This is a genomic window from Nostoc sp. WHI, from assembly GCF_015714725.1.
Classification (GTDB): Bacteria; Cyanobacteriota; Cyanobacteriia; order Cyanobacteriales; family Nostocaceae; genus Nostoc.
Genome location: NZ_WBKM01000160.1, coordinates 1 through 14,093 on the forward strand (window position 1 = coordinate 1; position 14,093 = coordinate 14,093).

15 protein-coding genes and 1 pseudogene are annotated in these 14,093 nt (G+C 43.1%); 10 read left to right on the forward strand and 6 right to left on the reverse strand.

Translation table 11 applies throughout. The features are described from left to right. Positions 1-209: pseudogene (locus F8S12_RS17110) on the reverse strand (hypothetical protein); the annotation flags it as partial. 221 nt (positions 210-430) lie between these two features. On the opposite strand from F8S12_RS17110, the gene F8S12_RS17115 reads away from it, so the two are divergent. The 3 genes from F8S12_RS17115 (at position 431) to F8S12_RS17125 (ending at position 3,220) form a co-directional block, all read left to right on the forward strand. Further along, positions 431-865 (forward strand): hypothetical protein, encoded by a 435-nt coding sequence (locus F8S12_RS17115; RefSeq protein WP_196517340.1) that lies wholly within the window; start codon positions 431-433, stop codon positions 863-865. A 252-nt stretch (positions 866-1,117) separates the two neighbouring features. After that, complete coding sequence (locus F8S12_RS17120) at positions 1,118-2,089, forward strand: CobW family GTP-binding protein (RefSeq protein WP_196517341.1); 972 nt, start codon at positions 1,118-1,120, stop codon at positions 2,087-2,089. A 96-nt stretch (positions 2,090-2,185) separates the two neighbouring features. Then, on the forward strand, positions 2,186-3,220 hold the full coding sequence (locus tag F8S12_RS17125) for a WD40 repeat domain-containing protein (RefSeq protein ID WP_196517342.1): 1,035 nt from the start codon (positions 2,186-2,188) through the stop codon (positions 3,218-3,220). Positions 3,221-3,524: 304 nt separating this feature from the next. On the opposite strand, the gene F8S12_RS17130 is transcribed toward F8S12_RS17125, so the two are convergent. The 3 genes from F8S12_RS17130 to F8S12_RS17140 form a co-directional block, all read right to left on the reverse strand. Next, on the reverse strand, positions 3,525-4,301 hold the full coding sequence (locus F8S12_RS17130; protein ID WP_196517343.1) for a sulfite exporter TauE/SafE family protein: 777 nt from the start codon (positions 4,299-4,301) through the stop codon (positions 3,525-3,527). A 219-nt stretch (positions 4,302-4,520) separates the two neighbouring features. Beyond that, complete coding sequence (locus tag F8S12_RS17135; protein ID WP_196517344.1) at positions 4,521-5,435, reverse strand: TauD/TfdA dioxygenase family protein; 915 nt, start codon at positions 5,433-5,435, stop codon at positions 4,521-4,523. A gap of 66 nt (positions 5,436-5,501) precedes the next feature. Beyond that, positions 5,502-6,320: an SDR family oxidoreductase gene (locus F8S12_RS17140; protein ID WP_196517345.1), complete on the reverse strand. Its 819-nt coding sequence runs from the start codon at positions 6,318-6,320 to the stop codon at positions 5,502-5,504. A gap of 205 nt (positions 6,321-6,525) precedes the next feature. On the opposite strand from F8S12_RS17140, the gene F8S12_RS17145 reads away from it, so the two are divergent. The 3 genes from F8S12_RS17145 to F8S12_RS17155 all read left to right on the forward strand — a co-directional run bounded on the left by F8S12_RS17145 (position 6,526) and on the right by F8S12_RS17155 (position 8,282). After that, positions 6,526-7,473 carry a D-2-hydroxyacid dehydrogenase gene (locus tag F8S12_RS17145; RefSeq protein ID WP_196517346.1) on the forward strand — a complete coding sequence of 316 codons (948 nt, stop codon included), beginning with the start codon at positions 6,526-6,528 and terminating at the stop codon, positions 7,471-7,473. Positions 7,474-7,596: 123 nt separating this feature from the next. Further along, on the forward strand, positions 7,597-7,869 hold the full coding sequence (locus F8S12_RS17150; protein WP_196517347.1) for a hypothetical protein: 273 nt from the start codon (positions 7,597-7,599) through the stop codon (positions 7,867-7,869). Between the two features lie 245 nt (positions 7,870-8,114). Continuing rightward, positions 8,115-8,282: a CopG family transcriptional regulator gene (locus tag F8S12_RS17155; protein ID WP_196517348.1), complete on the forward strand. Its 168-nt coding sequence runs from the start codon at positions 8,115-8,117 to the stop codon at positions 8,280-8,282. A gap of 54 nt (positions 8,283-8,336) precedes the next feature. Here the strand turns inward: F8S12_RS17155 and F8S12_RS17160 are convergent, their stop codons facing one another. Further along, entirely contained in the window at positions 8,337-8,567 is a 231-nt protein-coding gene (locus tag F8S12_RS17160) for an ATP-binding cassette domain-containing protein (protein WP_442946808.1), read from the reverse strand. A 428-nt stretch (positions 8,568-8,995) separates the two neighbouring features. On the opposite strand from F8S12_RS17160, the gene F8S12_RS17165 reads away from it, so the two are divergent. Further along, a complete protein-coding gene (locus F8S12_RS17165) occupies positions 8,996-9,280 on the forward strand; it encodes a hypothetical protein (RefSeq protein ID WP_196517349.1) in 285 nt (94 codons plus the stop codon). Positions 9,281-9,385: 105 nt separating this feature from the next. Then, positions 9,386-11,599 (forward strand): CHASE2 domain-containing protein, encoded by a 2,214-nt coding sequence (locus F8S12_RS17170; RefSeq protein WP_196517350.1) that lies wholly within the window; start codon positions 9,386-9,388, stop codon positions 11,597-11,599. A 37-nt stretch (positions 11,600-11,636) separates the two neighbouring features. Here the strand turns inward: F8S12_RS17170 and F8S12_RS17175 are convergent, their stop codons facing one another. Then, complete coding sequence (locus F8S12_RS17175; protein ID WP_196517351.1) at positions 11,637-11,837, reverse strand: hypothetical protein; 201 nt, start codon at positions 11,835-11,837, stop codon at positions 11,637-11,639. Positions 11,838-12,014: 177 nt separating this feature from the next. On the opposite strand from F8S12_RS17175, the gene F8S12_RS17180 reads away from it, so the two are divergent. Together F8S12_RS17180 and F8S12_RS17185 are read left to right on the forward strand one after the other, a co-directional pair. Next, positions 12,015-13,472, forward strand: a complete 1,458-nt coding sequence (locus F8S12_RS17180) for a tetratricopeptide repeat protein (RefSeq protein WP_196517352.1) — start codon at positions 12,015-12,017, stop codon at positions 13,470-13,472. A 165-nt stretch (positions 13,473-13,637) separates the two neighbouring features. Next, positions 13,638-14,093: RNA-guided endonuclease InsQ/TnpB family protein (locus tag F8S12_RS17185; RefSeq protein WP_196517353.1), on the forward strand; the 456-nt coding region annotated here is incomplete at its 3' end.

Sequence of the window (14,093 nt, forward strand, 5' to 3'; positions counted from 1 at the left end):
CGATGTTTGGGTACTTCAACACGATGTTTGGGTACTTCAACACGATGTTTGGGTACTTCAACACGATGTTTGGGTACTTCAACACGATGTTTGGGTACTTCAACACGATGTTTGGGTACTTCAACACGATGTTTGGGTACTTCAACACGATGTTTGGGTACTTGTGGACTCGCCAACGCTTTGTTATCAAACAGTCTTATAGAATTCATACTAAATTCTGACTCCTGAGTTCTGAATTCTTTTTATAAAATTTTTTATACAAATAACTTTAAAGGTTTTAAGTGAAATTAGGGAATAAATATCAGATTTTACCGTAAACTTCACTTTAGTTTTGGTTGTTTTTACTCAGGGGAAGAGGAATAACAAATAGCTAAAGTGTAACCACAAGTCTGTACTAATTTTTACATAACTTTTTGCAGGAGAGGCATTCATGGCGAGACTTAAACGCAGTTCTACGGTATTAAATAAGGCAACGCTACGGATATCGGGGATGAGATCGATTAGCGAAACGCTTGAGTTTAGCGATAGCTTGAGTTTAGCGGAGTATGAAAGACGGATTCAAACCTTACAAACGAAGCTATCGAGCTACAACACAATGCTTTCCACGGTTGATGAAGCGGTAGGGCAAATTAAATTGCTAGAGCAGGATTTGAGAAGCTACTCAGAAAAAATGTTGATGAGTGTGGCAACACGCTATGGTAAGAACAGTTTGCAGTATATGCAGGCAGGGGGTAAACCACGCAAGAGTAGTAAGCAATCCGTGGGGAATACTGCACTGAAGACTTTGCCAACAACGACGATCGCAGCAGTGATGACACCAAATACAGAGAAAGCGACAACAAATGGTGATGGCACGAGGTATTAGTAAATTAAGAAAATTAGTTGATCGGTGTGATCGTCCGGCTCTTTTCTAGCCGAGCGATCGCCGCAAACAATGCCATCTCTGCTATTGCAAATAAAATGAGGGCGATCGGATCATAATTTGCAGTTTAGATAGTTGTCAATATGTAATTTTTTTGCTAAACCCTAAATTACACCAAGTTCGCACAAAAATATAAAAAGTCCTATCATGAGTGATAATGATTATCTATATGATTGGACAAGAGGAATTTAGAGTATGGTGGCTGACGTAATCAACAATTCAGTTCCCGTTACTGTTCTGACTGGCTATTTGGGAGCAGGTAAAACGACTCTACTCAATCACATCCTCACCTACGAACACGGTAAAAAAGTTGCTGTGATTGTCAATGAATTTGGGGAAGTGGGTATTGATAATCAATTAATTATCGATGCAGATGAAGAAATTTTTGAAATGAACAATGGCTGTATCTGTTGTACAGTGCGCGGCGACTTAATTCGGATCATTGGCAATTTGATGAAGCGGCGCGATAAATTTGACCATATAGTAATTGAAACGACTGGACTAGCCGATCCTGCCCCAGTGATTCAGACATTTTTTGTTGATGAAGATTTGCAAAGCCAATTGTCTCTAGACGCAGTGGTAACAGTCGTAGATGCCAAGCATATTTGGCAGCACTGGGATGCAGACGAAGCCCAAGAACAGATTGCCTTTGCCGATGTAATTTTACTTAATAAAACTGATTTGGTAGCGCCAGAAGAGTTGGATGAATTAGAAAAGCGGATTCGGGCAATGAATGCGATCGCTAAAATCTACCGTACCCAGAATTCTGAACTAGGAATAGATGCTTTATTAGGTGTAAAAGCCTTTGATTTAGATCGCGCATTGGAAATTGACCCAGATTTCTTAGGCGAAGATGCCCACGTACACGATGAAAGCGTCTTTTCTGTGGCTTTAGTAGAAGCAGGTGCGATCGATGGAGAAAAATTAAACGCTTGGATTTCCGAATTACTGCGTACTCAAGGCGCAGATATCTTTCGGATGAAAGGCATTTTAAATATTGCTGGGGAAGAGAATCGATTTGTGTTTCAAGGAGTGCACATGATATTTGATGGCAAACCCGATCGCCCTTGGAAACCAAGTGAAACCCCCAAAAACGAACTGGTCTTTATCGGTCGCAATCTTGATGCAGCCCAACTCAAGCAAGATTTTCTCGCCTGTCTAGCATAAATTAGGGAGTGGGGAGTCGGGAGTAGGGAGTAGGAAATTTACCAATTACTTATTCCCCATTCCCCATTCCCCACTCCCCACTCCCCCTTTACAAATATGAACTCCACAACCAGCAAATCTAAGGAATTTGAACAACACTATTCGGGGACACTTTCAGATTATGTAACTGCGATCGCTTGGTCGCCACAAGGTAAAACTTTAGCAGCAACTTCCGCCGCCGGTGAAGTAATTCTGTGGCATGATGGCAAACTAACAACCGTACAGACTAGTAACGATAAATCAGTAGACTGTCTTGCCTTTTCCCCCGATGGCAAATTTTTAGCCGTTGGCGGACAGGATGGACAAGTAAAAATTTGGCGCGACACTGAATTAATTGCCACGTTGGAAAATGCCCCTGCATGGGTTGACAAGCTAGCTTGGAATTACACCAGCAACCAACTGGCTTTTAGTTTGGGGCGTTACGTCCAAGTCTGGGATGCAGATACTCATGAAATTGTCGTGACGCTGAATTTCGATAACTCTTCAGTTTTGGCTATAGATTGGCGGATTGATGGACAGTACTTAGCCATTAGCGGTTACAAAGGAGTCAAGATTTGGCATAGTCAAAACTGGGATGAAGATCCATACATCCTGGATATGACTACTGTCAGTTTAGCGATGACTTGGTCGCCCGATGGCAAATTCTTGGCTTCTGGCAACATGGATCGTAGCGTCACCGTTTTAGAATGGAACAACCCCGACCCTTGGGTGATGCGCGGTTTCCCTGGTAAAATTCGCCAATTGGCATGGTCAGAAGCTACCACAAGAGTCGGTGCGCCAATACTAGCATCCTCTAGCGTTGAAGGTATTGTGGTGTGGGAAAAGTTAGAAGATGATTCCTTGGGTTGGGAAGCACGAGTATTAACTAATCATGTGGGTGTGATCAATGCGATCGCCTTTGCACCCAAAAGCTTCCTTCTTGCTTCTGCTGCTGCTGACGGCTGGTTATGTTTGTGGAACAACGCTCAGGAAGTGTCCGAAATTATTACAGGTATCTCAGCAGGATTTTCTAGTCTAGCTTGGCATCCCCAAGGCAAGTTACTAGCCGCAGGTGGTGAGCAGGGCGAATTACTTATTTGGTCAAAGGTTTAGCGGGGTCATAGCAATAATTTCTAACAGAGCGTTGAGTTATCCGAATAAGACGGCTTGCGATGCTTAGACTGTCTCGCTGTTTGCTGCTTGTGGCATTGACTCAATCAACGCCCTTAGCACTTTGTTAACTGATTCTGCTGAGATAAATTTATTGTTATAACTAAATCACCATTTGAGTGGTTAGAAAAACGTCTGGTAGAACCTTTAGCGAACTTAGTTGATGGGGCTGATGTATTTCGGATAAAGGACAGTTCAATCTTTATGAAGGTTAATCATGGCAAATTAGGTTACTTTTGCAAAACCTTTAACCATGAATAAAAAAGTATGCAGTCATACTGAAGGCAACAATTATCACAAATTTCCGAATTAACTGCGGTTCAAGTTTACGAGCATAATGAGCGCTTAAATAACCACCAAGAGAACCACCTACTGCCATCAAAATAGCTTGATGCCAAGCAATCACACCTGCAAAAATAAATGGAATAATCGCAATACCATTAATACAACTCCCTAAAAACGTCTTAAAAGCATTCATGGTGTGAATACTTTTAATGCCTAAAAATGTCAGAGTTGCCAGCATTAAAATTCCTAAACCTGCGCCAAAGAAACCGCCATAGATAGCGATCGCTAGTTGAGCTACCATTAAATTAAATAGGGGTACAGACTCAGGTGATGACTTCTGTCTTTGATGCTGCAACCACTTTTTGAAAGGTTCGGCAAAGGTAAATACAAGTGTTGCCAGCAGCAACAGATAGGGAATCAACTTTTGAAAAACATCAGGCGATGTATATAACAAAGCTAGAGAGCCAATTATGCCACCAACTAAACTTACACTACATAAAAGTAAAAAATCTCGCCGTTCAATGTCTAAATCTTGACGATATGCTCCAGCACTTGCGACAGCGGCCAGCCACATTGCTGTATTATTGGTGGCATTAGCTGCGATCGGGGATACACCTGTAAAGATGAGAGTTGGAAAGGTGATAAAGCTTCCACCACCCGCTACAGCATTTAGCCCCCCTGCAACGAAAGCGGTACTAAAGAGAAGTAAGCTGTGGAAAATTGTTAATGATGGCGGCATTATTTTGAGTTACGAATTAACCTTAGCAAGAAACAGGGTAGCAGAATTCCTCTCCTCTGTACCCTGCCTTTGTACCTCTTTTCAATGCCCTTCAGGAGTGCTGAGTGCTGAGTGCTGAGTGCTGAGTTGGGAATCTCACTTCTTCACTCGGAACTCGGAACGGGCTAAACCTTAGCTATCCGCTAACGGAACTGTTTTTGCCCAATGCCCAATCTTCTTTTAAACAGCAACCGCAACGCGTTGATTATACGTAGAAGAATCTCCTTTGATGGCCTCACTTTGTTTACCATCGCTGCCCACCGGGAGGTCGCCGACAATTGTCACTCGTTGAACGTGACGGGGCTGGTCGCCGTAATCTGCAATTGCATAATGTTGAGTAGCTCGGTTATCCCAAAAGGCTACATCACCAACTTGCCAACGCCACCGGACTGTATTCTCAGGACGTGTTATGTATGCTTGCAACAGCCGGAGAAGATCATCTGATTCAGTTGTTGATAAGCCACGGAACTGGCGCACAAATCCGCCGATGAATAGCCCACGCTCACCGGATTCGGGATGGATGCGTACAACTGGGTGCAGAGTCTCGTATACAGTCGAGGTAAAGACAGCGCGGTAAGCTTTGGCATCTTCAGGTAGGTCGAATCCAGTTGCATAGTCGTAGGCGTTGCTGTGTACTGCCCAAAGTTGGTCAGCGAGATTACGCAGATGGATAGGTAAATCTTGGTATGCAGTCACAGAGTTTGCCCAGATTGTATCGCCTCCTGTTGGGGGAATGACAAGCGATCGTAAGATAGAACCGAGCGGCGGACGGTCTACAAATGTCACATCGGTATGCCAGTTATTGGCGCGGGAAGTAGTGCGGCCATAATTCAGGTCTAAGACTTCTGAGTTTTCTGGAAGCGATGGTACAGTGGGGTGGGCTGTAGTAACTTCACCGAAACGACGAGCGAAGGCCACCTGTCCATCAGCATCAAGTTGTTGCTGACCACGGAAAAAAATCACTTTGTATTTGACTAGAGTCTTACGAATATCGCTGATGATATCATCGCTGAGGTTAGAACTCAGATTAACACCAATAATTTCAGCACCGATACGTCCTGCAACTGGTTTAATGTCAAAGTATTGAGAACCCATGTTTTTGATCTCCAATAAGTTTATGTTTTTACAAGAGTAGAGGCGCGATTAGTCGTGTCTCTACTGCTAAACACCAGGGGTAGATCCGCCATCAACGATAATCTCTGTTCCTGTAATTGATGCAGCCAGATCAGACACCAAAAATAACGCCAGCGCGGCAATTTCTTCTGGCTGGGCGATTCTTTTTAAAGGGATACTTTGAATGCTTTGTGCTTTTACTTGCTCGACGGTAATCCCTTGCGCTTGGGCATTCTGCCGGGCTAAAGTCTCGGCACGCTCAGTAGCAGTAGCACCGGGCGATATGGCATTAATCCGAATCTTGTACTCGGCTAACTCTTTAGAAATGCCCTTTGTGAAGTTGAGCAGAGCCGCATTGCTTGTGCCACCAGCTAGGAAGTTAGGACGAGGTGTACGTCCTGCACCGCCGACTATATTGACAATTCGTCCATCACCGCGACTTTTTTGATGGGGGACGACGGCTCTAACTAGGCGGATATAGCCCAATAATTTTAAGTTCCAAGCATCCAAAAATAAATCATCAGTGGATTCCAGGAAAGAACCCGCACGGGCTGAACCTGCATTGTTAATCAAGATATCAATCTGACTAAACTGGGCCAATGTTGTTGAGACAACTTTCTCAACATCCTCTGCTTTTGTTAAATCGGCGCTGATGGGAATAACTTTAGCCCCTGGGGTAGGTAGAGACTGGATAGCACTCACAGCATTTTCTAGTCGTTCTGGGTTACGAGCTGCGTAGCTTGCCGCCGTAGGCATCGCCACATTCACGCCCTCACTATAAAGGGCTTTGGCAGTAGCCAACCCAATCCCAGCACTTCCTCCTGTAACGATCGCTGTTTTACCCGATAGATGTAGCTCTAAGCTCATACACAATTACGCTCTCAAATAATACTCAGTTTGAAATGTGCTTCAACAAAGTACGGTAAGTCGATAGGTCTATAGTATTTTGTAGAATGTAAAAAGAAAACTATCACAGATAGCCAGAACAATCAAGCACCTTGTGAAAATCTTTGTTTGATTAATGCTGGCAATTTCTAGAGATAACCCTGTAAATAGGAAAGAGTAATCTACAATGAAACTGATCTTGCCGCTCGACCTCGCTGCTGACATTGAGCCACATCTACCGCCTGATATACAGGTTGTAAGAACAGATGTTGATGGAAATTTAGACGGGGATGCTAGCGATGCGGAAGTTTATATTAACGGATTCTATCTGAAAGCCTTTACCCATGACAAAGTACTGACAGCAGCACCCGCGCTGCGTTGGCAACAGTCACCGAGTGCTGGCGTGAATCACATCCTCACGCCAACTTTTTTGCAAAGAGATATTATCCTCACAAATGGCGCAGGAATTCACGCGATTCCAATTTCGGAATTTGTACTGGCATTCATGCTTTATCACGCCAAGAATCTGCGGAAATTGCAAGCTTTGCAGGATGAACACACTTGGGTGAGAGGGTTGTCTGTCGAAGAGTTGGCGGACACGACTTTATTGATTATCGGCACGGGGAATATTGGTGTAGCGATCGCATCTCGTGCCAAAGCCTTTGGAGTCCAAGTTTGGGGTAGTCGCCGCCATGCCGAACCCCTACCGAATTTTGACAAAGTAGTGGGTGCCAACGAATGGCGATCGCTCCTTCCGGCAGCAGACTATGTAGTTATCGCTACACCATTGACCCCGGAAACTAAAGGTATGATCGATGAAGCCGCATTTCGCTCTATGCGTCGGTCTGCTTACCTGATAAATATCGCTCGCGGTTCAATAGTGGATGAAGCTGCATTGTTCACTGCACTACATCATGGATGGATTGCGGGGGCTGGATTAGACACAGTTGCCACAGAACCTCTGCCCCCGGAAAGTCCTTTGTGGTCGCTACCGAACGCTTTTATCACACCCCATTGTTCAGCCTTGTCGCCACGACTGAGAGAGCGGATAACAGAACTGTTTATCGACAATATTAAACGCTACCAAACCGATCAGCCCTTGCGGAATGTCGTAGACAAGCAAGCAGGATACTAAGCAATTCAAAATCACGCCCTGTTCTGTTCCTCGTAATACCAAATCGAAGCAAGCTAGCACAGGGTCTTGGTCAAAAACAAGGGTGTTGGGTGTAGGGGGTAGGGGGTAGGAAATAAATCAGTATTGGCTCTGAACCCACCACTGATTTATAAGACCACCAAATCTCCAATTTGGTGGGGGCTTGTACCTTATTGGTTCCGGGGCGGGGTGTACATAAATAAGAGAGTTTTTTCTTTTGACCCTACACCCCACACCCCACACCCTAGTTTCGGTCAAAAGGAAGCTTTCTCCAAAGGCGGAGCATTTCCGGCTCCGCTCAAAATCCAAAAAATTAATTTGCGATCGCTCTGCATATACCCAAATATACTTGGTGTTAAAGGTGATGTTTTGATGTGATTAAATCTGCTGTTAATACATTATTCAATATGCCTTTTACATTTAATTTATAATTACTCTGCTAAAAATAACTAAACTTCATACTTTAAAATATACTCTACCTCTTTACTATTGCTTAGAAAAATATTATATTCTGCTTCATCATTACTTAAAACAAAGGTCATTAATTATACTATTGTAGTAGCCGTTTAAATGATTGATATTAGAGAAGTAGTTTAAAATAATAGCTTGTCTAGTACTAGTATATGAATAAAAAATGGGCTGCTAAACGACTTACAATCAATCTCACATCAGGTGAGGCAGAAAAGCTTGAAAAATACTGCTCAGTAACGGGAAGACCAGCAACCGATGTAATTCGGGAGTTAATTCGCTCTCTTTCTACTCAACAGGAAAAAGTCTCTGAAACCTTCTGATGTGTTCAGGGTAACCTAAAGTAACTAGAATCCACCAAGGGTTTTTCTATGACTTTAGCAACTATGGCATTTATCAACAGAGCGACTGAACTTACAGAGCAGTTCTCTATGTAGTAGTATTCCGCCCGTAGTCGCTTTATCCAATCCTGACATAAGGCGCAATAAGCTACTCTTACCACAACCACTACGTCCGACAATAGCTACAAACTCACCTGCCTTAACTTCTAAATTCGTTTTTGTCAAATCTAAAATACTTAGTTGTGTACCCAGTACATTTGAACTCACTTGTAAAACCTTCTTGTCTTTCTGATCTGTTGCGATCGCAGAGCATTTTCAAGAACACTTACCCGCCGCGTCTTTGATTAACACCCATTGCTGCCATTTCCATGAATACGCCCGAAGAGGCGATCGCAGTTACAGCAGAATTCAGGAGTCAGAATTCTGAAGTAAAACAGGCTTTATATCTGGCTTTCAGACTTAGCTTGTGTACTTCATCAACTTGAAATCGGCTCTCTCATCTGGAAAAGCTCGATTTCCCATTGTTCTCTCGTTCCCATGCTCTGCATGGGAAAGGGTGACTAGGGGCTGCTGCCTCTAGTCAGACTTGAGCCAGAAAATACCAGCCTGCTATCCTAGACTTTATATACTACATTAAATATCATGCAAGCTATTTAAGCTAATAATAGAATTGTTTCAATGCAGGGGATGAAAATATGAAGGTTTGGCTTGCCTGCTTTTTAGTGCTGTTTGCCTTGGGAGAACTGTTTGAGTGGTTGCAAGAATTTAATTTGCCATTGCCCATCTATATTTTGGGTGGGGCTTTTTTAGCTGTTGCTTCTAACTATGACAAGATTGTTGGTTCCTATTTCGATGATCCAAGTATCGAAGTATCACTAGAACAACCTAAATTAGATTTACCAACCCCGTCTATTAATTCTATTTCCTTCACTATTGCCAGTCCTGTTGAAGATGCTCAACCGTTAAAAACAAATGATTAGCTAAAAATACAAAGCGACTTGTCGCCAGACATCGCCTCGAACCAGTAAGTAAATTGCTACATTAAATTAGAGCATCTACCCAATTCAGGCTACCGCCGCAACACCGTGATTAGTGGACTTTTAGAAAAACTCCGTGTCCCGTTTGTCAAAGTTCAGGATTCCCGTGAAACTTCCTTCAGCAAAAGCTGGTTGCAAATTATTTTGGTTACCAGTGTGGGAGTCACCGCCTTAATATGGGGAGTTCGGGAACTCAAATGGTTACAGCCTTGGGAGTTTAGAGTTTATGACCAGATGTTGCGATCGCGTCCAGCACAAGCACCTGATCGGCGGATTTTGCTGGTAAAAATCACTGACGAGGATCTTAAACGAGAGAAATGGACTCTATCAGATCGTAAAATCAATCAGTTGTTAAAGAAAATAGAGTCTTATCAACCGCGAATTGTTGGTTTATATCTTTTCCAACCAGAACACAAAAATTTGGCGGCTAATCTGCAAAATCAAGACAATATTATCAGCACCTGTTTGTTTAGCAGCTTGGGTAGAGATGAAATGCCACCGCCACCCAATTTTCCCATAGATAATGTTGGGTTTAGCGATGTGGTTGCTGACCATGAAAACGACCAAATTCTCCGCCGTAGTTTGTTATTTGCCAACTCTACAGACAAAAAATGTACAACATCATTTGCATTTGGTGCCCTAATTGCAATTAATTATTTAGAAAAACAAGGCATTGAATACCACTTTACTAAAAAAGGGGATTTTCAGTTAGGTAAAATCCTTTTCCCACGCTTAGAAGCTAATTCTGGGGGTTATCAACATCTGGATGCAGATGGCTATCAAATATTATTAAATTACCGTCACCCCAACAGCCTCGCCGACCAAGTAACTCTCTCACAAGTCCTCAGTGGCGGACTCAATTCCAATTTAGTCAAAGACCGTCTGGTAATTATTGGCATTACAGCAGCTAATCTACCTCCAGGTGGGTTTTATACGCCCTACAGCACTTTGCCAGATCAACCAGCCAGAATGCCTGCTCTGTTTATTCATGCACAGATAGCAAGTCAGCTTATCAGTACAGTGTTGGATGGGCGATCGCTAATTTGGTATTGGCCAGACTGGGCGGAATTTATTTGGGTGTGGGGCTGGTCGCTCTTAGGTAGTGTTTTAGCATGGCGGTGGCAAAATCCATTGCTGTTGTTAGTGGTAGTAGGAACAACTCTACTTGTCTTAATAGGAATCTGCGTTGCTTTATTTTTCCAAGCCGGATGGGTGCCATTAGTTCCTTCTGGTCTTGCTTTAGTAATTAGTAGTATTTCTGTGATTGGTTATATTAGCTACCAAAATCAGAGGCAAACTCAGGTAATTATTCTGCAAGTTGAAAAACAACAAGAAGCGATCGCTCAATTAAATGTACTCTTAGAAGATAAAACAGCACTTCCCGATTCATATCTTGATTTTGCTACTCCAATTGATTCACCAGAAATAAAATCTGGTGATTTGCTTTTGAGTGGACGCTATAAAATCTCTAAAACTCTCGGCGCGGGTGGATTTGGTCGCACTTATTTAGCACAGGATACTCAACGACCAGGTAATCCTATTTGTGTAGTTAAAAAGTTAATGCCAGCTCGTCAAGATACACGATTTTTGCAAGTTGCTCGCAGGTTGTTTAATAGTGAAGCTGAAATATTAGAATCTTTGGGTAAACATCATCAGATTCCCGAACTACTTGCTTATTTTGAAGATGACCAAGAATTCTATTTAGTTCAAGAATATATTGAGGGACATACTTTAAGTGAAGAATTACCACCTGGGCAAAAGGTGCAGAACGAATCATTTGTGATGGAGATGCTCAAACAAGTTTTAGAAGTTCTCGGATTTGTTCACCAGCATCGAGTGATTCATCGTGATATCAAACCGACTAATATTATTAGATGTGCTGAAGATAATCGGCTGGTGTTGATTGACTTTGGCGCTGTGAAATTGATGCAACCGCCAAGTAGTGAACAAACAGAATTAGCCACAGTAGCTATCGGGACGCGGGGTTATGCACCTCCAGAACAATTTGCTGGTCATCCCCGCTTGTGTAGTGATATTTATGCTTTAGGAATGATTGGCATTCAAGCCCTAACTGGGATATCACCGCAAGAACTTCATCCAGATCCAGAAACAGGTAATGTGATGTGGCGGCAAACAGCGCCAGTCAGCGAAGAATTAGCGGCAATTTTAGATAAGATGGTTTGCTATCATTTTAGCGATCGCTATCAATCAGCCGCCGCAGTTTTACAAGATTTAAAACGTATGTGTAGCCCAGGCGATTAGAAATCGCGGCTGTACATACGAAGTACGCTTCTGCGGACTAATTTTCAACGCAACCTTCTGCATTGTTATTGCATCGACTGACATTGCTATTGCATCGACTGACATTGCCATTGTATCGGCTAACATTGTCATTGCATCGACTAACATTGCCATTGCATCGACTGACATTGCCATTGCATTGACTGACATTGCCATTGCATCGACTAACATTGCCATTGATTGCATCGACTAATATCATGTCCTGTCATTGCGAAGGTCGTGAAGCAATCGCAGGGGTTTGGAGATTGCTTCACGACCTTCGCAATGACAAGTGTTCAACCGGACATGATATAACAATGCTATTGCATCGGGTTGCAAAAATTACAGCCATAAAATTGCTAAAATACACAACAAAAGCAATACATGGTTGCGGCAGATGCTCAAGCGGCTTTGGCGGTGGCTCAAAAGGTCTTTTCAGCGCTTATTTGGCAAAAAGCAGACTCCTCCGTTAGAGAAACAGAGGAAAGTAGAACTACCAAAACAGCTAACAGATGCGGTGTGTGAATCGTTATTTCTCCAGTTGTTAGCAGAAGTTAATGATGGCTTGAGTAGAGGAGGGGCAAAAGGTTTCTTGGCTGCAAACCGCATCAATGAAGCTAACTTGCTGGAGTGGTTGCAGGGCTTTGGCGAAAGATTGTTAGCTTTACCTACACCGAATAATGAGTTAGCAAAGCGGATGGTGCAACTGGGTGAGTTGAATATTGGGGAAGTTAGTGTTGTTGCTTATGATATTGGGCGGCGGTTGGGGGGAGGAAAAACGAACCGCCAAGGCGCAGAGGACGCGGAGGAAGAAACAGAAGCAGAAACAATTACACTTGATGAGTTGTTGGTAAGGTTGGAACAGGATGCAGATTTAGTTCAGCAAGTTGGCCAGCAACTAGAAATTGAGACAACTGATCCACAAGTAATTATTGAACCACTGATTAATCAATTTAATGCTGCTGATGATTCAACGACTAATGAAGCAGAATTTTGGTTTAACCAAGGCGTTGAGCAATACGATAGTGGTAATTTTGCTAGTGCGCTCGCATCTTTTGACAGTGCCCTCAAAATCAAATCCGACTACCACGAAGCTTGGAAAAACCGGGGTGTGACGCTGTATAACTTAGGGCGACATGAAGAAGCGCTCGCATCTTACGACGAAGACCTCAAAATCGAACCCGACTACCACATAGCTTGGAACAACCGGGGTTTGGCGCTGGGTAATTTAGGGCGACATGAAGAAGCGCTCGCATCTTTCGACAGAGCCATAGAAATCAAACCCGACGATCACGAAGCTTGGAAAAACCGGGGTGTGGCACTGGATAAGTTAGGGCGACATGAAGAAGCGATCGCATCCTACGACGAAGCCCTCAAAATCCAACCCGACGATCACGAAGCTTGGAACAACCGGGGTAATGCGCTGTATAAGTTAGGGCGACATGAAGAAGCGATCGCATCCTACGACGAAGCCCTCAAAATCGAACCCGACGATCACGAAGCTTGGAACAACCGGGGTGTGGCACTGGATGATTTAGGGCGACTGGAAGAAGCGATCGCATCTTACGACGAAGCCCTCAAATTCAAACATGACGACTACAATGCTTTGACCAACTGGGGTAATGCGCTGGATAATTTAGGGCGATTTGAAGAAGCGATCGCATTTTACGACAGAGCCATAGAAATTAAACCCGACGACAACTTAGCTTGGAACAACCGGGGAATTGCAGCAGTGAACGTGACTGGAGAGAGGACAGATTTCTTTTTCACATTTACTTTACTTAGTGCAGCAGCACCCAACCTCGCTTTAAAATTTAACGTGTTGCGGAAGTCCCCACCTTCAATGTACTCATAAGGTGGGGATAGGGAGCAGGGGATGAGGATTGCATCTGGAATTGATTTTTTGCATCAAGCAAAAACAAATTTCGGATGTATGACGAATCCCTAATTATTTTGTTTAAGTACTTTATCATAAAATACATTTGTGGTAGAGTATTCCTATCAAGGAGGTGAAAGTGAAGTGTTACACAAAGTGGTACAAGTCCGTTTATATCCGTCACTTGAGCAACAAATCCAATTAGCTCAAACTTTTGGGTGTGCTAGATGGTGGTGGAATTACGCTCTAAATAAATCTATCGAGACTTACAAAGAGACGGGCAAAGGACTTAGCCGTGTAGCACTCAATGCGTTTCTTCCTTCACTCAAAAAGGCAGAAGAGACTGTGTGGTTAGCTGATTGTTACAGCCAAGTTTTACAGGCTATGACACTGAATCTAACTACAGCCTACAAAAACTTTTTTGAGAAACGTGCTGGATTTCCTAAGTTCAAATCTAAGCATGGCAAACAGTCTATCCAGTATCCTCAAAACGTCAAGATTGTAAATGGTAATGTAAAACTTCCCGGTAACATAGGAGAAGTCAAAGCCAAAATACATCGACTAATTGAGGGGAAAATAAAGACTGTCACTGTTATCAAA